Raw genomic sequence first — 20,525 nt, 5'->3', positions numbered from 1 at the left:
ATATCTGTCCCTCCCACCCCATCTACCGCCGGGTAACCTGCGTGCAGGCGCTGGGTTGGCGGATGCCGAAGCCGTAGGAGTTCCCCGCCGTACTGGTTGCGCCTTTGGGATGAGAGTGGGCGGTGACGATCATCCGCCGAAGAGCTCCGCCCAGGCGTCGCTGCATCTCCTCAGGGGTCGTCGCCGAGCATGATCTGACTGACCCCGGTCTCCTTCGGGGTCAGAGCGCGGACTGGGGCTGCCGACGTCGCAACAGGCCCACCGCGATCAGCATGGCCAGGCCCATACCGATGGCGAGCCCGCTGCCGCCCCACGCCCACGAGGGCAGTCCCGCGGCATCCGAGGTCGCTGCGCCGTCGCCGTCGTGGTAGAGCGCGGCGAAGTAGACGTCCTCTGCCTGCCCGAGCTCGCGCCCGTTGCGGGTGTCCTGCCACACGAAGTACGTCGCGTCGTCGGTCGCGGTGATCCCCACGGGCGCGTGCACGTCGACGCTGTTGGACCAGATCCCGAACCGCCGATCGATCTGGCGATCGGTCACGCGCGCATCGGCGGAGAAGGTCTCACCACCATCGGTGGAGTAGCTGTAGAAGACGTCTTGCAGGCCGCCGCGGTCCGTGGGGTCCACGCTGTTGCGGAAGTCCAGCCACGCGATGTCCAGGCGTCCGTTGGGCGCCACCGCCATGCCCGGGTGGTAGTTGGGGACGCCGTCGAGCTCGTCGTTGACCGTGCGCGGCTCGCTCCACGTCTCACCCGAGTCGGTCGACACGCGCAGCAGGATGCTCGGGTGCTCGTCGGGCGCCTCGGCCTCGGGGTCCCGGTGGCCATACCACACGACGTAGAGGGTGTCAGTGTCGGAGTCGATCGACAGGCCCCACTTGCGGGCGAAGCCCGTGCCCTTGCCGCCCTCGTCGACCAGCTGGGGGTCCGACCACGTCGCGCCGTGGTCCGTCGACATCTCGTGGTAGGCCGAGCGGACCAGCCACTCGCCGTCGGCGTCGGTGTAGTGCCGCGAGTGGTAGACCACGTGGACCGCACCCTCGCTGTCCACCACGGGCCGCGCCTCGTACCAGCTCGTGCCTTCCTCCCCGAGGCTGACCGGTTCGCCGAACGTCGCCCCACTGTCGTCGGAAGCGGCCAGCATCGCCCGGTTCTGCGTCTCACCGTCGACCTCCCACCAGTTCATCCAGGAGACGTAGACGCGATCGGGGTCATTGGGGTCCACCGCCACCCAGGTCCGCACGTTGCGGTTTCCGCCGCCGGGCAGCTCGCCCGCCTCTGGCGCCTCCCACACGGTGGTCGTCTCGAACGTCCGGCCCGAGTCCTCGGAGCGGGCGTGGAACACGTGGCGCTGGCGGTCCTCTCGGGCATGCTCCCGCTCGGCCGGGTCGTTGGCGGCGAAGACCAGGTGCAGCACGCCGTCCGAGTCGAAGTGCACCCACGAGTTGACGTTGGCGTCGGGGTCTCCGGCGCAGTCGGTCCACGGCTCAAGCATCGGGTCGCCCCCGCGTGTCCACGTGCGGCCCTCGTCACCCGAGATGTGGACGTTGCACGTCCACTCCGTGCGGAAGTCGGTCTCGGCGACGACGAGCTCCCCGGTCTCGGGGTTGCGGGCGATCTGCGGCGACGCGTGGGCCCGGGCGGGGTCGGCGTTCGAGGTGACCTGGACCGCGGCGGTGGCCGCAGGTTGCTGCGCTTCCGATCCACCCCCGTCCTGGGTGCTTGCCTGCACCACACCAAGCCCGAGCACCACCGGCGACGCCAGCAGCAACGCGACGCCCAACCCGACCACTGCCCGCATGAGTACCCCTTGTGCTCGCCACCTGGCCCAGGCTTCCGACCGAGCCTGCGGCGCAGCGACCGTAGGAGGCCCTGCACGACACCGTCAATAGATGCGTCGGGCAGGTACCCCAGGGAGGGACCGCGCCCTATGCCCAGTTGGCGAAACCGTCTGGCAGAGGGACGTGGTCATTTTGGCGGCAGGGTGGTGGTGAACGCGAGACCGCGTCGAACCCAGGAGTCCAGCGTCGCGTCGTCCAGGCTGGTGTGCGCGACGAGGACCATGCCGGTCATGGGCCTGCCGGTGAAGTCCATGGGACGGGCCGATGGGCTGGAGAGCGCGTCGTCGTAGCCCTCACGCCCGACGCGCACCATCAGGTCGTCGCGGATCAGCCCCACCGTCATGTGTCCGCCCACCATGAACGCCAGGCCGCCGAACATCGACCGCTCGGTGGCGTCGGCGCCCGCCGCGGCGAGCGCGTCTCGTACCCTGTCCGCGAGTTCCGTATCGTAGGCCACGTCCGGACACTAGCTTGCGGGGCCACCAGTGCGTCACCCAGCTTCAGCCGACCGCGCACCGCCGGGATGGTTGCTCGACGAAGTCGCCAACGCCGGCCGCGAGAACCTCGATGCCGAGCACGCGTGGCACTACGATGCCAAGGAGGACGCCGACGCCCTCGGCGAGTTGCGGATCCTCGAGGATCTGGGCCTCGACGGGCAGTCGGCGCTCGTCGACCTCGGTGCCGGCACCGGCCAGCTCGCGATGGCTGCCGCGGCCGTGTGCGCACGGGTGGTCGCGGTGGATGTCTCGCCGGTGATGGTGCAGCCCCTGAAGGCCAAGATCGACGAGGCCGCCGTCTCCAACGTCGAGGTGGTGCAAGCGGGGTTCCTGACCTACGAGCACCGTGGACGCCCCGCCGACTTCGTCTACTCCCGTTTCGCCCTCCATCACCTTCCCGACTTCTGGAAGGCGGTCGCCCTCGACCGCGCCCGCCGCATCCTGCAGCCCGGTGGGATCTTGCGGCTGTGGGACGTCGTCTACGACTTCGGGGTGCACGAGGCCGAGGATCGCATCGCGGCGTGGTGCGACGCGTACACCGACGCACCCGAAGGCGAATGGGGCCGGGTCGATCTCGAAGAGCACGTCCGAGACGAGCATTCGACCTTCTCCTGGGTGCTGGAGCCCATGATCGAGCGGTGCGGCTTCGAGATCGAAGAGGCCCAGTACACGTCCGACGGCTTCTTCGGCAAGTACATCGCGCGGGCACGGTGACCATGCCCCGGCGACGACCCCAACCGCGGGACCGACTGGTACCGCGTGCGCCACTGACCCGCCAGGCGGGTCCGGGCGCTCGTCACGAGGGCGGCCCGGGGGTATGGCCGGGCGTGCCGCGGTGGCGTTCCTCGGCCCATCGCGCCAGCCGGCGAAGCGACCAGAGGTTGCGCGCCTGCAGGCCGAGCTCCATGAGCGGGTTGTGGAAGCGGGCAGCGGGACCTTGCTTGGGGGTCTCGGCCATCACCACCTTCGTGCCGTCGCCCTCGGGGGTGAGCGTGACCTCCACGTCGGCGGTGCCGAACGGCCACGCGCGCGCCTCGAGCAGGAGGCGGTTGGGCGGCTCCAGCTCCAGCACCTCCGTGGTGTCGTGTTCCTCCAGCGGTCCCCAGCCCACCACGTGGTGGATTCGCGAACCTGGCTGTGGCCAGGACGCGTCCACGCCGCGGATGTGCTTGGAGCCCACCACCCACACGATGTAGGAGGCAGGGTCGCACAGCACGTCGAAGAGCACCTGTGGTGGGGCGTCGACATGGACGTGACATCGGCCCATCGGTTCTCCTTTGCGCTCAACGTCGCGGGAACCCCGCCCAGCCGGCCGCGTCCGCAGGATGACCGCCACGACCACACATGATGTCCTGGCTGTTCCCTCACTGGTCGTCGACTACACGGGCGACCCTGCCTGCGCGGGGAAGGCAAACGCCGCGAGCACCCGACCCTGCTCATCCCCCCGGAGATTCCGGAGGACGGCCTCGCGGGCTACCTCGAGGACCTGCTGCACGAAGAGGGCGAGCCGGGAACGAGCGTCCGGCGCCTCCGGTAGTGCGTCGCGGTGGCGGTTCGTCATCGGACGGGAGATCGGGGCCGTCTCCCTGGTCACTGCCCGACAGTCTCCGCTCTTGCGAGGATCCGGTCAGGCCCGGTGGGCGCCGGGCTCGAAGCGCGAGAGGATCTCGGCGGGGCCGCCGATGCCGCCGAAGGCGTGGGGCTCGGTCGTGGCGAACTGGGCGGTCTGGCCGGGCTCCAGGTCGAGCCGGCGCTCCCCGACGCGCAGCCGCAGCCGCCCGCGCAGGACGTGCAGCCACTCGGTCCCGGGGTGCACGGCGGTGTGGGTGCGGGTCACCCGCCGAACCGGGACGGTGATCCGCAGCAGCGAGCGGCCGTCGTCCTCCACGCGCAACACGATGCCCGTCAGCCCCCCGGCCAGCTCGACGGGCGGGGTCGGCAGGAGCAGCCGGTCCTCGCGCGCGGCATCGGCGAGCACCGCCGCCGCGGTCGTGCCGAGCGCCTCCTCGACGCGCTCGAGCGCGTCGATGGTCACGCGCCGCTCGCCGCTCTCCAGGCGGCTGAGCGTGGAGGTCGAGATCCCCGTCCGCGCAGCCAGCTCGACGAGGCTCATCCCCGTGGCGTGGCGGGCACGCCCGAGCGCCACCCGCGTCCGCTCCTCGACGGCATCGGGCTGTCCGCCACGCGCCTGGTGGCCAGCAGCGTGACCGGGCCCCCCGCCGACGTCGCGGCCGGCCTGGTGCAGGACCGCGCCGCACCGCCACCCTCGCCGGGCGCGTTCCCACCGCCGGTCGCGTCGCCCCCGGCGGAGTCGCCGCCGCAGGCCCGCACCGTGTCCGCGGTGGGCGGCGACGCCGCGGTGCGCTTTCACGCCGGCCGCGTGGACGTGCTCTGGGCCACGCCCAACGCCGGCTTCACCGCCGATGTCGACGACGACCCCGACGAGGCGGAGGCCCGCGTGGAGTTCCGCGCCCCCGACCACCGCTCGCGCATCAAGGCGGCGTGGCGGCGAACCCCGCGTCGAGATCGAGGAGCGGCCCGACGGCTGATCGGCAGCTGGGTGATGCTGTGCCACCGGTGCATGCGCATCTCATCCAGCGGTCATCGATCCCAGGGGGGTAGCGCGTCGGACGTCCGGCCGTGACCACGGTGCACGACCATGCCGCAGCGCGGGCAGCGCGGGCAGCGCGGGCAGCGCGGGCAGCGCGGACCGGGTCGCCGGGCGCACCCAGGGCTCGCCCGCCGGGGTGGGCCGGGACCGAGGTCATGGCGCGCTGTGGACGGTCGGTGACGTCGGAATCGCTGGGGGGTGCCGCCCGCGGGCCGCCCTCGCCGCCGGGCGGCGTGCGCCGGCTCTACACGGGCGCGGGTGTGTGGCGGAACAGGGCCACCTGAAGGCCCCGATCCGCAACGCACGCACCGCCGGCTCTACACGGGCGCGCCGGCCCCGGGGGTGTGTGGCGGAACAGGGCCACCTGAAGGCCCCGATCCGCAACGCACGCACCGCCGGCTCTACACGGGCGCGCCGGCCCCGGGGGTGTGTGGCGGAACAGGGCCACCTGCGGCCAGACGGTGGTCGTACCAGTCGACCCCGAGATCGCGAGCTGCAGGCCGAACACCTCGCAGGCGATCGCGAACTCGAACGGGTTAGCCCCCCGGTGTCAGCAGCGTGGTCACGCGGTGCGCCATGGCGCCCTCCCTCGACGGTCTGCCGGCAACGCTACGCCATCCGCGAGGCCCCTGGCAGGATCCTTGCGCTGCATGGCCGGTGCCTGCCGTAGGTGGCGGGATGCTTGCGCGCCGTGGCCGCTCGGCTCTACGCAGGAACCCCGGGCCCACGCGAGGCTCCAGCGCACAGCGCCCCGACTAGGAGGAGACGGCCATGGCCGACCACGAGATGTCGCACCGCACGCGCACCCGGGAGCCGGGTCGCACCCAGACGCCCACCCCCGCGGTGCTCGACGAGCTGGCGCACGTCGTGGCCGCGGCGCTCGACGGCGGCGACGACGCCCACGCGTGGGCGCTGACCCGGGCGCTGGAGGACCTGGCGGGCACCGACGGCGGCAGCGCCCGGCCGCCCGGCCCGGTCATCGGCCGCCGCTTCGCTCGGGCGCACCGGCTGCTCCTCGACGGGGCGAGCGCCGTCCTGGCGGGGGCGCGTCCGGCCGCGGCGCCGTGAGACGGTGGCGCACCTGACGGACGGGCACACCACCGCGGTGGCGGTCGCCGACGTCGCCGAGCGCGTGCCGGCGTGGGCGTGACGCCAGGCCGCACCCGTGCGGGGCGGTGGCCGGTGGCGCCGACGTCCGTACTGTGCGACGGTGCCCGATCGGCTCGCAGACGCGGACCGGCGGCCCGACGGGGCGAGGGAAACGGACCACCGATGGCTGAGCACGGACGGCGCACGGACGAGCTCGGCCTCGAGGACGTCATGGCGAGGTTCGCAGAGGCCTACGGCAAGGCCCTGGACGAGCTCGGCAGGTTCAACCTGGTGATCTTCGGCAAGACGGGGGTCGGCAAGAGCACCCTGGTCAACGCCATCTTCGGCGCCGAGGTCGCCAGGACGGGGACGGGGCGCCCGGTGACCCTGCGCACCGAGTACCACGAGCATCCCGACGGCTACCTCGGGATCTACGACTCCGAGGGCATCGAGGTCGGCCAGCAGGGTGACCAGATCCTGGAGAAGTTCCGGGAGATCATCCGCCGCACGCACGCCGGCCCGATCGAGGAGCAGATCCACGTCATCTGGTACTGCGTGCGCGCCGCCGACCTGCGTCTGGAGGAGGCGCAGGAGGCGTTCATCCGCGCCCTGGCCGACGAGGGGCTGCCGGTGCTGTTCGTGCTCACGCAGGTGGCGATCAATCGGGCCGGGCAGGTGCACCCCAAGGCGCGGGAGTTCGCCGAGGCCATCGTGGAGCGGGACCTGCCGCTGTCCCCCGACAACCGGGTCTTCCTGACCATGGCACAAGCCGACGACTTCGCCGGGTGGCCCCGCCACGGGCTGACGGAGCTGCTCGATGCCACCTTTCGCGCAGCTCCTGCGGGAGTGGCGCAGGCGCTCACCGCCGCCCAGGTCATCGACGTAGCGCGCAAGGTCAGGCTCGCGCGCCAGTCCATCACCGCGGCCGTCGCCATGGCCGCGTCCGCGGGGGCGACCCCGATCCCGTTCTCCGACGCCTTCGTGCTGGTGCCGATCCAGATGACGCTGATGGCCCGGATCGCGGCCATCCACGGGTTGAGCGTGCGGGTCGGGACGCTGGCGAGCGTGGCGGGCGCCGCGGTGGCCGCGGGCGGGGTGACGCAGGCGGGCCGGTACGCCGTCACGAGCCTGCTGAAGCTCGTGCCGGGCGCGAACGTGGCCGCGAGCGGCATCCGGGCGAGCGTCGCGGGGTCGTTCACCTACGCGTTGGGGGAGGCCTGGTTGGTGGTGTGCGGCCGGCTGCTCAAGATGGGGCCCGCCGCCGACGCGGTGGGACACGACGAGATCAGGGCGATGTTCCTCGACCAGTTCACGACGAAGGCCAAGGAGGCGCCCCGCGCGCTGCACGGCGAGCAGGGCGGCCTGGTGCCCGGAGGGAGCGAACCGCATGACCCTTGACCGCGACGGTGACGGACTGCGGCGGCTGCTCGGCCGCGCCGCGGAGACCGTAGTCGAGCTCTACGAGTCCATGCCGACGCGACCGGTGTTCCCCGGCGCCTCGCCCGAGGACGTGGCCGCACTGTTCGACGCGCCGCTGCCCCGCGCGGGCACGGACGCGGAGGCCGTGGTCGAGCGTGTCGGCCGCGAGGTCTTCGGCGCCTCGACGCTGAACATCAGCCCCCGCTTCCTGTCCTACATCATGAGCGGCGGCACCCACGTCGGCGTCGCGGCGGACCTGCTGATCGCGGGCCTGAACTCCAACTTCGGGTTGTGGCACGTCTCCCCCGCCGGGACGGAGATCGAGCTGCGCACGGTGCGCTGGATGGCCGAGCTGATCGGCTACCCCACCGACACCGGCGGCACGTTCGTCAGCGGCGGGTCGGCCGCGGACCTGCACGGGCTGGCCACCGCGGTCGTCGCCAAGGCCCCCTTCGACGTCCGCGACGAGGGCCTGCGGGCGGGCCCGCCCCTGACCATGTACGTCTCCGACCAGGGGCATTCGGCCCTGGACAAGTCGGCGATCCTGCTCGGCCTGGGCCGGCGGCACCTGCGCAAGATCTCCACCCGCGACGACTTCACGATCGACGTCGCCGCCCTGCACGACCAGATCCGCCGGGACCGTGCAGCCGGGGTGCACCCCATCTGCGTGATCGGCAACGCCGGCACGGTCAACACCGGAGCGGTGGACCCCCTCGACGCGCTGGCCGACGTGGCCGCGCAGGAGGACCTCTGGTTCCACGTCGACGGCGCCTACGGCGCCCCGGCCGCGGGGACCGACCTGGTCGGCCACCTCTTCGGCGGCCTCGCGCGCGCTGACTCCGTCGCCCTGGACCCGCACAAGTGGCTGTTCGTGCCCTTCGACGCCGGGTGCGTGCTCGTGCGCGATCCCGAGCACCTGCGCGACGCCTTCAGCCTGGTCCCCGACTACCTGCGCCAGGAGGGCGGGCGGCACGCCCCCATGGAGTACGGCTTCGAGCTGTCCCGGCGCGTGCGCGCGCTCAAGGTGTGGATGACGTTGCTCGCCTACGGCGCGGACGCCCTGCTCGACGCGATGGAGGACAACATCCGCACCATGCGGCACATGGCCGACCTCGTCGAGCGGGCCGACGACCTCGAGCTCGCCGCCCCGGTGCCCCTGTCGGTCGTCTGCTTCCGCTACCGCGCGCAAGGCGGCGACGAGGACACCGACCGGGTCAACCGCGCCCTGCCCGCGGCGATCGAGCGGGACGGCCGGGTCTTCGTCGCCGGGACCATCGTGGGCGGCCGCCCGGTCTTGCGGGCGTGCTCGGTCAACCACCGGCTGGACCGCTCGCACGTCGAGCTGGCCCTGGAGGTCGTCGGAGAGCTCGGCGCGCGCCTGGTGTGACCCGGTAGAAAACTCGCCGCTTCGTCAGCAAGTGGTTACACTGGGTAATACCCTCCCTCGGGAGAGTCGCCTGCTTGGACAGGGGGACCGGCGGGTCGTCGGCGCCCCCGCGCAAGCCGGCACCTCGACCGGCCCGGCCGTCAGGACCACGCGTGGGCGTCACCGCACCGCGGACCCCGAGACACCTGCGGGCACTGCGCGACGCCAGCGCACGCTGGGAGGTGCCGGCGGAGGGGGCTGGGGCCCCGCCGAGCTTGCGCCTCCCAGGGCCGCTGCTGTTCGTGGCGGTGGGCGTGGCCTACCTCGCCCTGTCGCAGTACGCACACTGGCTCAACGACCCGTCCCGACTGGACCTGGGCCGCGGGTTCTGGCCGGCCGTGGGGCTCGCGACCGCGGCGCTGCTGCTGAGCCCCCCGCGGCGGTGGGGGTGGGTCATCGCCGCGGTGGGGGTCGCGGAGCTGGGTGGCGACCTCGCCAACGGCTACCCCCTGGACGCCACCTTGTTGTTCGTGGCCGCCTGCTGCCTCACCCCGCTGGTGGGAGCGGGCCTCGTCCGGCGGTTCGTGCACCCGCGGGGCGCCCTGGTGCCCATGCGCAACCTGATCGGGTTCCTGGTCCTGGGCGTGGTCGTGGGGCCGCTGGCCGGCGGGGTCTTCGCGACCATCGGCACGGTGGCGCTCACCGGCGAGCCGTGGTCGCAGGGGGGACCGCAGTCCTCTGCAGGTCTCGCCCTCGGCGTGCTCGTGGTCGCCCCCGTCCTGCTGACGTGGCGCGAGCGCCACCCCGATCGGCACCCGCTGGAGACCGGCGCGTTCGTCGCCGCGCTCGGGCTGGTCTCGGTGTCCCCCCTGGCGTTGAGCCACCTGTCGGGAAGCGGGTGGGACATCGCCCTGCCCATGGCCGTGGCCCCCCTGGTGCTGTGGGCGGCGTTTCGCTACGGGGTGCGGGGCGGGGCCTGGATGGCGCTGTGGCTCACCCAGCGGGCGGCGCTGACCACCGCGGCGGGCTACGGGCCGTTCGTCGCGGTCGGGGCGGCCACGGGCGATTCCGTGTCGTTGCTGCAGGCGTTCTTCGCCTTCGGGCCGCTGTCGTCGCTCCTGATCGCCGCGCTCGTCGCCGACCTCGGGGGCCGCGACAGCATCGAGTCCCGCCTGCAGCGCCAGGCGCACCACGACGCACTCACCGGGCTCCCCAACCGGGTGGCCCTGAGCGTGCGGCTGGAGCAGGTCCTCGACCGGTCCCAGCAGCCCGCCACGGGCGTCGTGCTGCTCGTCTGCGACCTCGATGGGTTCAAGGTGATCAACGACGGGCTCGGCCACCAGGCCGGGGACGAGGTGCTGGTCGAGGTCGCCCGCCGGCTGCAGGCCGGTGTGCGGCCCAGCGACGTCGTCGCCCGACTCGGCGGTGACGAGTTCGTGATCCTGGCCGAGAGCGCCGACCCGCAGACCGTCACGGCGCTCACCGACCGCATCCTGCGGATCGTGGCCGAGCCCATCACCCTCGAGGCCGGCCAGCAGGTCTCGCTCGGCGTGTCGATCGGGGTCGCGACGGCCGCGCCGCACCACGACGCCCACACGCTGCTGCGCGACGGCGACGTCGCCCTGTACCGCGCCAAGGACCGCGGACGGGGTCGTGCCGAGCACTTCGACGAGGAGCTGCGCGTGCAGGCGCTGGAACGGCTCTCGCTGCCCCAGGAGCTGCGCGTCGGCCTCGAGCGCGGCGAGCTGTTCTGCCTGTACCAGCCGGAGATCGAGATCGGGACCGGCAAGCTGTTCGGCTTCGAGGCGCTCGTGCGATGGCACCACCCCACCCGCGGCCTCCTGCCGCCCGACCGGTTCATCCCCCTCACCGAGGTCGCGGGACTCGCCGGGGCCCTGTTCACCTACGTCCTGGACCAGAGCCTGCAGGCCCAGCAGCGCTGGGCGACCAACCTCGGCTTTCACCCGGCCGTCTGCGTCAACCTCTCGCCCCGCCAGCTGTACGACCCGAGCCTGCCCGAGCACGTCGCCACGGCCCTCACCCGCACCGGTGTGCCGGCCGACCTCCTCTGGCTCGAGGTCACCGAGGTCGCCATGGTCGACGACGCCGCCTACGCGACCCTGGATGCGCTGCACGACCTGGGCGTGCACCTGGCCATCGACGACTTCGGCACGGGCTGGTCGTCGATGGGGCGGCTGTCGGAATCCCCGTGGGACCTGCTCAAGATCGACCGCACCTTCATCGCCAAGCTCACCGTCGACCCGCGCGCCGAGCACCTGGTCCGCGCCATGATCTCCATGGCCCACGCCCTGGGCATCCGCACCGTCGCGGAGGGCGTGGAGACCGCCGAGCAGCTGCAGATCGTGACCGCGATGGGCTGCGACATCGCCCAGGGCTACCTCTTCGCCAGACCCCTCGCCTCTCTCCGGGCCATCCGCGACCTCGCCGCCGACGGCACCTGGCGCGGGGCGGTGAGCGCCGACGCGCCGGACCGGGACTGAGCGCCCACCGAGAATGTCGGGCGCGCGCGCCCGGCCACGGCCCGGACACCGGCGCGGCGACAGGGCAAGCGGGGGTCTTTACCTGCCGGGTCCTGTGGCCTACGGTGCTGCTGTCGGGACGCGGGGGCGTCCCCGTCACCCCAGGGGGGCATCGTGGCGAGATGGGACGACATGGCGGCACGGGGGCCGGTCGGGCCGGGCGAGCTGACGGGGGCCTACCTCGTGCTGCTCGACGCCGACGCGGTCGGTGAGGGGGTGCGGGCGCTCGAGAACGGCACCGGGTTGTCGATGGCCAGCGCGAGCGACCTCGCGGACGCCGCCGCCGGCAGGCACGCGCTCGACGAGGCCGACGCCATCGTCTTCGCCGAGCTCGGATGCGCGGTCGTGCAACCGGCACCGGACCAGGTCGAGGGCCTGCGCACGGCGAGCCGCAGCGCGCCCGCCATCCTGGCGATGGAGCCCGAGCGGGTCGTGCACGCCATCGAGCAGCACCCGCACTCGCCGGTCACGCTGGACTACCTGCGCGGGTACCGCGACGGGATCGCCCACCTCGTCGACGGGTTGGGCGTCGGCGCCGCACCCGCCGGGGCCGCCGCCGCCGACGGCGCGCCGTGGCCGGACGAGAGCGAGGCCACCTGGGGGCTGCAAGCGGTCCACGCGGTGGAGTCCTGCCTCAGCGGCACGGGGGTGCGCGTGGCCGTCCTGGACACCGGGTTCGACGCCGCCCCCGACTACGCCGACCGCGTGGTGCAGATGGAGTCGTTCGTCGACGGGGAGTCGGCCCAGGACGAGCACGGGCACGGCACGCACTGCATCGGCTCCGCGTGCGGCAGCCTGCGCACGCAGGTGCTGCCCCGCTACGGCGTCGCGCACGGCGCGGAGATCTACGCCGGCAAGGTGCTGAGCAACCGCGGGGGCGGCGCGGACCGCGGGATCCTCGCCGGCATGGACTGGGCGCTGCGCACCCGCTGCCGGGTCGTGTCGATGTCGCTCGGCGCGCCGACCGAGCCCGAGCAGGCCTTCTCGCAGGTCTACGAGGCGGTCGCGCGCCGGTCCCTGCGCGCCGGGACCGTGATCGTCGCGGCGGCCGGCAACGACAGCCGCCGGGAGTCCGGGACCGTCCGGCCGGTGTCACATCCGGCCAACTGCCCCTCGATCATGGCGGTCGGTGCCGTCGACCGGAACCTGGCCGTCGCGCCGTTCTCCAACAGCGGCGTCAACCCCAACGGCGGGCAGGTCGACGTGGCGGCCCCGGGGGTGGACGTCCACTCGTCCATCCCCGGAGCGTCCTACGACCGGTGGAACGGCACGTCCATGGCCACCCCCCACGTCGCCGGGGTGCTCGCGCTGCTCGCCGAGTCCGACCCCGACGCGACCGGGGCGGAGCTGGCCGCGCGCGTCACGACCACGGCGCGGCGCCTCCCGCTGGCGTCGGCCGACGTCGGGGCGGGGCTCGTCCAGGCGCCCCGCCGGTGACCGACGACCCGACCGAGGACCCGGCCGAGGAGGTCGACGTCGTGGTCGCGGTCGGCGACGACGGCCTCGCCCACCTCGACGAGGTCGTGGAGGGCCTGGCGTCGCAGGGGCTCGCGGTGACCGGCGTGCAGTCGACGCTCGGGACCCTCAGCGGGCGTGTCGCCCGCTCCGCCCTGCCGGGGCTCTCGGCGGTCGCCGGGGTCGAGGCCGTCGAGCAGGCCAGGACGTTCCAGCTGCCGCCGCGGGACGCCGACGTGCAGGGCGGCGACCCGTCCTCGTGACCGTGCAGCGCTACGGGCGCTCGCCCGCGGCGCGGTCAGCCTCGGGTGCGCTGGTAGCCCGGCGCGTACACCCGGCTGCGTCCCTTGCCGGCGGCCTTGGCGGCGTACAGCGCGATGTCCGCCTCCCGCAGCAGGTCGTCCGGCTCCGACTGGTGGTGCGCGGCCTGCGCGATGCCGATGCTGGCGGACACCCCCGCCACGCCGGGTGTCGGTCCCTGCTGGGGTGCGACCAGTGCCAGGTGCATCCGATCGGCGACCGCGCCCGCCTCGACGAGGCTCGCCCCCGGCAGGATGACCGTGAACTCGTCACCGCCGGAGCGGGCCAGGATGTCGGCCTCACGCACACAGCGCCGCAACCGGTGGGCCACGTCGATCAGGAGCCGGTCGCCCGCGGCGTGGCCGTCGCGGTCGTTGACGGACTTGAAGCCGTCGAGGTCGATCGCGAGCACGACCAGGCCGTCGCCATGGCGCCGGTGCCAGGCCCAGGCCTGGTCGAGCTGGGCGCCCAGCAGCGACCGGTTCGCCAGCCCCGTGAGCGAATCATGCAGGGACTGGTACTCGAACCGATCCTTCAGCACGGACAGCTCCCCTGTGGCCCGCTGCGCCGCCTCCAGGGCCTGTTGGAGGTGCGCCTCCACCCGCTTGAAGGACGTGATGTCGGTCAGGGTGCCGTACAGGCCCAGCGCCCGACCACCTTCGAGGTCCGTCAGGACCTCGGCCGTGGCCTTGACCCACCGCAGCTCACCGTCGCCGGCACGTCGGATGCGATACTGGATCTCCGCCGCCTGGCCCGTCAGCTCGCCCGTCAGCTGGTCCGCGAAGGCCCGCTGCACCGCCTGCCGGTCGTCGTCGTGCACCAGCGCCAGGAAGCGCTGCGCGTCCGCGGTGTCCTCCTGGCCGAGGCCGAGCAGGGCGCGCAGGGACGGGGACCACCACTCGGCACCGCTGTCCACGTCGACGTACCAGCACGGCAGGGGGTGCAGCCGGTGGCCGAGCCGGTGGGACTGGCGCCGCAGCCAGTACGCACGCAGCGGCCGCGGCGCGTGCAGCGACAGGTACAGCACGGCCGCGGTGACCGCGGCCGCCACCTCGAACAGCGCATGCGACGGGCCCGTCACACCACCGCGGCTGGCGAGCCCCATGCCGGCGAGCACCAGTGCCGCCAGGGCGAGGTAGGAGCCCGACAGCAGGCGTAGCTGCGCGCTCTGGATCGTCGCCGCGGAGCCGGCCGCGCGCCACAGCCGCACCGCCGGTTCCAGCATGCACGTCGACCACACCAGGATGAGCGCCAGCGCGGCGACACTCGAGAGGCGGGCATCCACCCGGGTGAACCCGGTGACGAGCAGGACGGCGGTCGCCGCCGAGAGTCCGACCGCCGCCGCCACCCGCCACCTGGTCGCGAGGCCGAACAGCCCAGCGCGATGCTCCAGCACCGCGTACCCCACACCGGCGAAGGCGAGCACGGTCACCGGTTGCAGCCATGACGCTCTGCCGACGACGTGGGTGGCCAGGTCGGCCAGGCTCACGACCGCGAGCAGCACGAACGCCACGGCGATGGCCCCGGTCCCGTGCGTGCGGTCCCGTCGCCAGCGCAGGACGGCGAGCACCCCCACGACGCAGAAGATCGCCCCGTCCACCCAGCTCAGCACGTCCACCAACCCCATGTGCCATCTGTCGGCGCCGGTCCCCACCCTCTTGAGGCAGTCGGCGCGGGCCCGCCGGCGCTGCCCGCTTCAGATTGGCCGCCCGCACCCGGAACTTCAGCCGTGGCACCGGCGTCTCAGGAGGGGGATACTGACGTGACGAGGAGGCGGACATGCGGGACAGCCGAACGCGGTGGGCCGGATCGGCCGTCCTGGCGGGGGCGCTGGCGCTGGTGCTGGTGGCGGTCCCCGGGACCGGCACCGCCGGCGCCGAGCAGCACGGGCCGGTGCGAGGGGCCTGCCCGGCCGAGGTCCCCGCGGGCCGGTTCGTCGATGTGACGCCCGGTTCGGTGCATGCGGGGGCCATCGACTGCGCCGCCTGGTGGGGCATCGCCCGGGGTGTCGGCGACGACCGGTACGCACCGGGCGGAGACGTCCTGCGAGCGCAGATGGCCTCGTTCGTCGCGCGCCTCGTGCGGGGCTCCGGCGGCGCGCTGCCCGCCTCGCCGGCGGATGCGTTCACCGACGACGGCGGGTCGGTCCACCACTACGCCACCAACCGGCTGGCCGCGGTCGGGGTGCTGGAGGGCTTGGGGGACGGCACCTACCGCCCGCGCGCGCCCGTGACCCGGGGCCAGATGGCGAGCATCCTCGTGCGCTCCCTGGAGGCGCGCATCGGCCAGGCGCTGCCCGCGGCGCCGCGCGACCACTTCGCCGACGACGCCGGATCCGTCCACGAGCAGGCGATCAACAAGGCGGCCGAGGCGGGGCTCGCCCTCGGCGTCACCCCGGGCCGCTTCCACCCCACCGAGACCGTCACCCGCGGCCAGGGTGCCTCGTTCCTGGCCCGCGGCCTCGGTCTGCTGGTGGACCGCGGCCTGGTTCGGGACTCGCCCGGCACCCTGCGCGCGGCCTCGGCCCTGCGCAGCTTCACGGCCTGCGAGGATCTGCTCGGCCACCTGAAGGAGGAGGCCCTGGCGATCGTGGGGCCCTACGGGTTGGACCAGCACAACCTCGGAGTCTTCCCCCAGCGCCCGCTCGTCGACGACGGCGGCGGCTTCCCCGAGCCCGCCCCCGTGGGCGCACCCGACAGCGAAGCCCCCCCGGCGCCCGAGCCCGGTGTGGACTTCTCCGACACCAACGTGCAGGAGGAGGGCGTGGACGAGGCCGACCTCGTCAAGACCGACGGGCGGCAGCTGCTGACGATCGCCGACGGGCGCCTGCACCGCACCGACGTCACCGGCGCCGGGCCTGTCGCGGCGGGATCGCTGCCGGTGCCCGGCCACGCCAGCGAGCTGCTGCTGGCCGGCGACCGGGCGCTCGTGCTGTCGCGGGACTACCGCCAGCGCGGCGGCGACCACTACGAGGAGACCGGCGTCCTGTCCCTGGTGGACGTCGCCGAGGGGCAACCAATGCAGGTGGTCGAGACCCTGGAGCTCGACGGGTTCGCGCTGTCGGCCCGCATGGTCGAGGGCGTCGCGCGGGTCGTGGTGAACTCCGCACCGGCGCTGCCCTTCGCCTTCCCCGACTTCACCCAGCCCGACGCCGAGGCCGTCGCCGCCCGGGAGAACCGCGTCCGCGTCGAGGCGTCCACGGCCGAGGACTGGCTGCCCGGCTACACGCGCGCGGACGCGTCGGGCACCGTGGTCGAGCAGGGCACGCTGCTCGACTGCGCGCAGGTCGACCGGCCGCCGGAGTTCTCCGGGCTGAACCTGCTGTCGGTGGTGACCGTGGACCTCGCCGAGAGCTTCGCTCCCGACACCTCCATGGGGCTGCTCGCCACGGGCCAGACCGTCTACGCCTCCCCGACGGGGCTGTACGTCGCCACCGCCCGCTGGGACGCCGTCACGGGCACCGACTGGTGGGACACGGGAACCACCACCGAGATCCACGCGTTCGACATCGCCGACACCCGGTCGACGTCCTACCTCGCCTCGGGCAAGGTCGAGGGCTTCACCCTGAACCAGTTCGCGCTCTCCGAGCACGACGGTGTCCTGCGCGTGGCCACCACGTCCGAGCGCGCGGGTCAGACGGCGGAGTCCGAGAGCCAGGTGATCGTGCTGGCGGCGCAGGGCACGACGCTCGAGGAGGTCGGGCGCGTCGGCGGGCTCGGGCAGGGCGAGCGCATCCAGGCCGTGCGCTTCATCGGCGACATCGGCTACGTCGTCACGTTCCGCCAGATCGACCCGCTGTACACGATCGACCTGTCCGACCCGACCGCCCCCGCGGTCCTCGGCGAGCTGAAGATCCTCGGGTACTCCGCGTACCTGCACCCCGTCGGCGAGGGCCTGCTCCTCGGCGTGGGCGTGGACGCCGACGAGGCGGGCACCCGGCTCGGCACCCAGGTCTCGCTGTTCGACGTGAGTGACCCGGCCGACCCCCGCCGGCTGCACCAGGCAACCGTCGCCGGCGGGTTCAGCGAGGTGGAGTTCGACCACCGGGCCTTCCTGTGGTGGGGCCCGACCGGGCGCGCCGTGGTGCCCCTGTCGATCCACGCCTCGGGTGCGGAGCCCGGCCCCGAGGACGGCTTCGTGGGCGTGGTCGGCTTCGACGTGGACGCCGACGCGGGCATCACCGAGGCCGGCCGCGTCACCCACGACGCGGACCACACCGCGGGTGACCCGTTCTGGTCGGTCCCCGCCATCCGCCGCAGCCTCGTCGTCGGCGACACGCTGTACACGGTGTCGTTCGCCGGGGTGCAGGCCAGCGACCTGTCCACCCTGACCGACCGCGGCTGGGTGCCCTTCGAGCCCCCCGGGCCGTGATTTCCGGTCTACCGCACGCGAGGTCGGTGCACTAGCATCAGCACGGTCAGCCAAGCGGGCAGGCTTGGATGCGGTGAGCAGACGGGCGGCACGCTCACCCTGCACCCGCTGGAGCTGATGGCCAACGACGAGCGGGGCGCGGCCTTCCTGCGAGTCACCGGCGAGCGGGAGGGGCGCCGACTCGACACCACCATGGCGGAGGCCGTCACGTTCGCCGAGGACGGCACCATCGCGGAGTTCTGGGCCCATGCGAGCGATCAGCAGGCCGTCGACGCGTTCTGGTCGTGAGGGAGATGGCTATGGGAGACAAGACGCGACGGTTCGTTGAGGCGATGGTGGCGTTCAACCGGGACGACGTGGAGACCTTCGGGGACATCCTCCTCGCCGACGACGTGGTCTGGCACTGGGGTGGTGACAGCTCGGTGAGCGGGGACTACCACGGTCGGGCCGCCACTCTGGCGCTGCTGAAGGGCTTCCGCGAGCTGGCCAGCCACCAGCTCCAGGTCGAACCGCTCGACGTGCTCGAGGGCGGAGACTTCGTGATGTCCTTCACCCATGTCACGGGCAGCAAGGGGACTGGCACGGACATCGACGTGTTCCTGGCTGATGCCATGCGGTTCGGCCAGGATGGCACGGTCGTCGAGTACTGGACGCTGGCGAACGATCAACGGGCGGTCGACGCCTTCATCGGCTGACCCGCCGCGGGCCGCCGCACTGGTGGCCGGGGGCCAACAGGCGGGGTGGTCAGACCATCAGGTCGCGGCCGCGGAACCGGACCAGCCCGAGGACGCCGGCGAGCACCGGTATCGCCGCCAGCAGGGCCAGGCCACGCGGCTGGAACCCGTCGGCCAGCGGGTTGGGGTCCAGGTACCAGGAGAACGGCGACACGGCGGTCATCCAGTCGGCGCCGACGGCCGGGCCGATCGCGTCGAGCATGAAGGCCACCACCGCGGCACCCGCGGCCACCCCCAGGCCGACGGTCCGCCGTCCGGTCGCGGCGCCGACGGCCAGGGCCAGCGTGCCGAAGCCCAGCACGAGCAGCCACAGGGCGGTGCTGGCGGCGACGATGTTGCCCGCGGCGACGTCCATGTCGATGGCCGACACGAGCGCCAGCGCCGTCAGGGTGACGATCGCCACCAACACGGTCGCGCTCGCCCAGAGCGCCAGCAGCCGTCCGGTGAGCAGCGCACCCCGCGCGATCGGCGCGGTCAGCTCCAGCTCCAGGGTGCCGTCCTCCTCCTGGCCGGCGACGAGGCGGGCGCCCGCACCGATGGCGAACACCAGCAGCAGCACCGGGGCGAGCAGGCCGTAGACCGTCGAGCGCAGGTACCCCGCGGGGGTGGCGATCTGGTCGTACCCGAGGGCCTGCACCAACCCCTCCGGCATGTTCTCGATGAAGCTCTCGATGTCGGCGCCCTCGCCCATCGCGGGCCAGAAGCCCACGTAGATGGCGGTCACGGCCGCGACGGCGATCCCCCACAGCAGCAGGGACCGGCGCGTGTCGCGCAGGACGCCGGTGGTGACGGGCAGGGCGTCAGCGGCCATCGGCGGGCACGTCCTCGTCGGCGAGCTCGTCGACCGGGACGCGGTAGAAGTCCAGGAACAGGTCGTCGAACTCACGGTCGGCGGCCGACCAGCGCAGCACCCGGTAGCCGGCGGCGGCCTTCAGCAGGGCGTCCGGCTCGCCGCGCAGCAGGCAGCGCAGGGTCGAGCCGTCGACGCCGTCCTCGGACCACCACTGCACATCGACGTCCTCGACGTGGTCAAGGCCCGTGAACCGCCGGGGGTCCACGGGTTCGCCGAAGCGCAGCTCGACCAGCTGGCCGGCCCGGTGGCGCAGGGTGCGCACGTCGTCGACGTCGACGATGCGCCCGGCGCGGATGATCGCCACGCGCCCGGCGATCTCCTCGACCTCGCTCAGCACGTGGGAGGACATGAACACCGTCGCCCCGCGGTCGCGGGCCTCCACGACCAGGTCGAGAAACTCGCGCTGCAGGAGGGGGTCGAGGCCGCTGGTCGGCTCGTCGAGGACCAGCAGGTCGGGGCGGTGCATGAACGCCTGGACGACCCCGATCTTCTGCTTGTTGCCCTTGGACAGGCCACGGATCGGGCGGTCGAGGTCCAGGCCGAAGCGCTCGGCCAGGGGGCCGACCCCGTCGGCCCCGGCACCGCCGCGCAGGCGAGCGAGGTGGGCGAGTAGCTGGCCCGCGGTCGTGCGGCCGGACATGGTCAGCTCGCCCGGCAGGTAGCCGATGCGCACGCGCAGCGACGGTCCCCCGGCCTGGGGGGTGACGCCGAACACCTCGGCGCGCCCGGCCGTAGGCCGCAGCAGGTCGAGCAGCACCCGGATGGTGGTCGACTTGCCGGCGCCGTTTGGGCCGAGGAAGCCGAACACCTCGCCGTGGCGGACCTCCAGGTCGACCCCGGCCAGCGCCCGGACGTCCCCGTAGTCCTTGACCAGGCCCTCCGTGCGGATCACGACGTCGGTCACGACCCCGCCTCCTTCTCGCCGTGCTCCTCGTGCGGCGTGGTGAACGCCGCGCGCATGCGCGTGGCCGCCGCCTCGGTGATGAGCCCGTCGCTGAGCAGCTCCAGCACCGGCCCGACGTACGCGGTCGCTGCAGCAACCTCGTCGGGTGAGCCCGTCAGGTCGGCCCCGAGCAGCCGGTGCACGTGCTCGTGCAGGACCAGCGCCCCGAGCGTCCAGGGTCGAGCCCGGGGCCGGCGGCCATCGCCGTCTGCTTGCGCTCGCGGATGGTGGCCGCCACGTGCTCGTCGCAGGCCGCGCGCAGCGCCTCCTTGGACCCGAAGTGATGGATGACCAGCGCCGCCGAGACACCCGCCTGGCCAGCGATCGCGCGCACGCTGGTGCCCGCCACCCCGTCCTCGGCGAAGCGGGTGATGGCGGCGTCGCGAATCCGGGCCCGGGCGGTGCGGTCGTCACCGTCGATGGTGCCCTCCACCACGAGCAACTGAACTTATGTGGGGCATTTGAACAAGGTGTGGGTGGGGGTTGGGGTCACTTCTCGTGTGGAAGCA

20 protein-coding genes are annotated in these 20,525 nt (G+C 73.3%); 11 read left to right on the top strand and 9 right to left on the bottom strand.

The genetic code is table 11. The features are described 5' to 3' along the window. Positions 1–220 precede the first annotated feature (220 nt). Both WD250_14280 and WD250_14275 read right to left on the bottom strand, forming a co-directional pair. Positions 221–1,798: a sialidase family protein gene (locus tag WD250_14280; GenBank protein MEX2621378.1), complete on the bottom strand. Its 1,578-nt coding sequence runs from the start codon at positions 1,796–1,798 to the stop codon at positions 221–223. Positions 1,799–1,965: 167 nt separating this feature from the next. Then, positions 1,966–2,295, bottom strand: coding sequence for a TfoX/Sxy family protein (locus WD250_14275; protein ID MEX2621377.1), 330 nt, complete (start codon positions 2,293–2,295; stop codon positions 1,966–1,968). Positions 2,296–2,365: 70 nt separating this feature from the next. Between WD250_14275 and WD250_14270 the strand changes: the two genes are divergently transcribed. After that, on the top strand, positions 2,366–3,049 hold the full coding sequence (locus WD250_14270) for a methyltransferase domain-containing protein (GenBank protein ID MEX2621376.1): 684 nt from the start codon (positions 2,366–2,368) through the stop codon (positions 3,047–3,049). 82 nt (positions 3,050–3,131) lie between these two features. On the opposite strand, the gene WD250_14265 is transcribed toward WD250_14270, so the two are convergent. After that, a complete protein-coding gene (locus tag WD250_14265; GenBank protein ID MEX2621375.1) occupies positions 3,132–3,602 on the bottom strand; it encodes an SRPBCC family protein in 471 nt (156 codons plus the stop codon). A gap of 360 nt (positions 3,603–3,962) precedes the next feature. Continuing rightward, on the bottom strand, positions 3,963–4,481 hold the full coding sequence (locus WD250_14260) for an XRE family transcriptional regulator (protein ID MEX2621374.1): 519 nt from the start codon (positions 4,479–4,481) through the stop codon (positions 3,963–3,965). Between WD250_14260 and WD250_14255 the strand changes: the two genes are divergently transcribed. From WD250_14255 to WD250_14225, 7 genes are all read left to right on the top strand, one after another. Beyond that, on the top strand, positions 4,458–4,979 hold the full coding sequence (locus WD250_14255) for a hypothetical protein (protein ID MEX2621373.1): 522 nt from the start codon (positions 4,458–4,460) through the stop codon (positions 4,977–4,979). The genes WD250_14260 and WD250_14255 overlap by 24 nt on opposite strands. 738 nt (positions 4,980–5,717) lie before the next feature. Then, complete coding sequence (locus tag WD250_14250; GenBank protein MEX2621372.1) at positions 5,718–6,014, top strand: hypothetical protein; 297 nt, start codon at positions 5,718–5,720, stop codon at positions 6,012–6,014. A 204-nt stretch (positions 6,015–6,218) separates the two neighbouring features. Then, on the top strand, positions 6,219–7,433 hold the full coding sequence (locus tag WD250_14245; protein MEX2621371.1) for a GTPase: 1,215 nt from the start codon (positions 6,219–6,221) through the stop codon (positions 7,431–7,433). Then, positions 7,423–8,841 carry a pyridoxal-dependent decarboxylase gene (locus tag WD250_14240; protein ID MEX2621370.1) on the top strand — a complete coding sequence of 473 codons (1,419 nt, stop codon included), beginning with the start codon at positions 7,423–7,425 and terminating at the stop codon, positions 8,839–8,841. The genes WD250_14245 and WD250_14240 overlap by 11 nt, the downstream gene beginning before the upstream one ends. A gap of 152 nt (positions 8,842–8,993) precedes the next feature. Continuing rightward, complete coding sequence (locus WD250_14235; protein MEX2621369.1) at positions 8,994–11,321, top strand: EAL domain-containing protein; 2,328 nt, start codon at positions 8,994–8,996, stop codon at positions 11,319–11,321. Positions 11,322–11,474: 153 nt separating this feature from the next. After that, entirely contained in the window at positions 11,475–12,797 is a 1,323-nt protein-coding gene (locus tag WD250_14230) for a S8 family serine peptidase (GenBank protein ID MEX2621368.1), read from the top strand. After that, positions 12,794–13,078 (top strand): hypothetical protein, encoded by a 285-nt coding sequence (locus WD250_14225; GenBank protein MEX2621367.1) that lies wholly within the window; start codon positions 12,794–12,796, stop codon positions 13,076–13,078. The genes WD250_14230 and WD250_14225 overlap by 4 nt, the downstream gene beginning before the upstream one ends. 35 nt (positions 13,079–13,113) lie before the next feature. Here the strand turns inward: WD250_14225 and WD250_14220 are convergent, their stop codons facing one another. Next, positions 13,114–14,742 carry a sensor domain-containing diguanylate cyclase gene (locus WD250_14220; GenBank protein MEX2621366.1) on the bottom strand — a complete coding sequence of 543 codons (1,629 nt, stop codon included), beginning with the start codon at positions 14,740–14,742 and terminating at the stop codon, positions 13,114–13,116. Positions 14,743–14,894: 152 nt separating this feature from the next. Between WD250_14220 and WD250_14215 the strand changes: the two genes are divergently transcribed. The 3 genes from WD250_14215 (at position 14,895) to WD250_14205 (ending at position 18,181) form a co-directional block, all read left to right on the top strand. Next, positions 14,895–17,486 (top strand): beta-propeller domain-containing protein, encoded by a 2,592-nt coding sequence (locus WD250_14215; GenBank protein ID MEX2621365.1) that lies wholly within the window; start codon positions 14,895–14,897, stop codon positions 17,484–17,486. 117 nt (positions 17,487–17,603) lie between these two features. Beyond that, a complete protein-coding gene (locus tag WD250_14210; protein ID MEX2621364.1) occupies positions 17,604–17,774 on the top strand; it encodes a hypothetical protein in 171 nt (56 codons plus the stop codon). 11 nt (positions 17,775–17,785) lie between these two features. Continuing rightward, positions 17,786–18,181, top strand: coding sequence for a nuclear transport factor 2 family protein (locus WD250_14205; GenBank protein MEX2621363.1), 396 nt, complete (start codon positions 17,786–17,788; stop codon positions 18,179–18,181). Positions 18,182–18,230: 49 nt separating this feature from the next. Here the strand turns inward: WD250_14205 and WD250_14200 are convergent, their stop codons facing one another. Genes WD250_14200 through WD250_14185 form a run of 4 tightly spaced genes read right to left on the bottom strand, consistent with a single transcriptional unit; the run spans position 18,231 to position 20,452 of the window. Further along, the gene (locus tag WD250_14200) at positions 18,231–19,031 is read right to left on the bottom strand and encodes an ABC transporter permease subunit (GenBank protein ID MEX2621362.1); all 801 of its coding nucleotides are present in this window, start codon (positions 19,029–19,031) and stop codon (positions 18,231–18,233) included. Then, positions 19,021–19,977, bottom strand: coding sequence for an ABC transporter ATP-binding protein (locus WD250_14195; GenBank protein ID MEX2621361.1), 957 nt, complete (start codon positions 19,975–19,977; stop codon positions 19,021–19,023). The genes WD250_14200 and WD250_14195 overlap by 11 nt, the downstream gene beginning before the upstream one ends. Then, positions 19,974–20,159, bottom strand: a complete 186-nt coding sequence (locus WD250_14190; protein MEX2621360.1) for a hypothetical protein — start codon at positions 20,157–20,159, stop codon at positions 19,974–19,976. The genes WD250_14195 and WD250_14190 overlap by 4 nt, the downstream gene beginning before the upstream one ends. Further along, positions 20,132–20,452, bottom strand: coding sequence for a TetR/AcrR family transcriptional regulator (locus tag WD250_14185; protein ID MEX2621359.1), 321 nt, complete (start codon positions 20,450–20,452; stop codon positions 20,132–20,134). The genes WD250_14190 and WD250_14185 overlap by 28 nt, the downstream gene beginning before the upstream one ends. Between the last annotated feature and the right edge of the window lie 73 nt (positions 20,453–20,525).

Source organism: Egibacteraceae bacterium (assembly GCA_040905805.1).
Taxonomy (GTDB): domain Bacteria; phylum Actinomycetota; class Nitriliruptoria; order Euzebyales; family Egibacteraceae; genus DATLGH01.
The sequence above is the reverse complement of the archived record's forward strand: the minus strand, read 5'-3'. Positions and strand labels throughout refer to the sequence as shown.

What these genes read in the sequence shown, in the direction of transcription:
- WD250_14220 (MEX2621366.1), bottom strand. Translation starts at nt 14,742, where the DNA reads ATGGGGTTGGTGGACGTGCTGAGCTGGGTGGACGGGGCGATCTTCTGC.
- WD250_14210 (MEX2621364.1), top strand. Translation starts at nt 17,604, where the DNA reads ATGGCCAACGACGAGCGGGGCGCGGCCTTCCTGCGAGTCACCGGCGAG.
- WD250_14280 (MEX2621378.1), bottom strand. Translation starts at nt 1,798, where the DNA reads ATGCGGGCAGTGGTCGGGTTGGGCGTCGCGTTGCTGCTGGCGTCGCCG.
- WD250_14245 (MEX2621371.1), top strand. Translation starts at nt 6,219, where the DNA reads ATGGCTGAGCACGGACGGCGCACGGACGAGCTCGGCCTCGAGGACGTC.
- WD250_14205 (MEX2621363.1), top strand. Translation starts at nt 17,786, where the DNA reads ATGGGAGACAAGACGCGACGGTTCGTTGAGGCGATGGTGGCGTTCAAC.
- WD250_14215 (MEX2621365.1), top strand. Translation starts at nt 14,895, where the DNA reads ATGCGGGACAGCCGAACGCGGTGGGCCGGATCGGCCGTCCTGGCGGGG.
- WD250_14240 (MEX2621370.1), top strand. Translation starts at nt 7,423, where the DNA reads ATGACCCTTGACCGCGACGGTGACGGACTGCGGCGGCTGCTCGGCCGC.
- WD250_14200 (MEX2621362.1), bottom strand. Translation starts at nt 19,031, where the DNA reads ATGGCCGCTGACGCCCTGCCCGTCACCACCGGCGTCCTGCGCGACACG.
- WD250_14265 (MEX2621375.1), bottom strand. Translation starts at nt 3,602, where the DNA reads ATGGGCCGATGTCACGTCCATGTCGACGCCCCACCACAGGTGCTCTTC.
- WD250_14250 (MEX2621372.1), top strand. Translation starts at nt 5,718, where the DNA reads ATGGCCGACCACGAGATGTCGCACCGCACGCGCACCCGGGAGCCGGGT.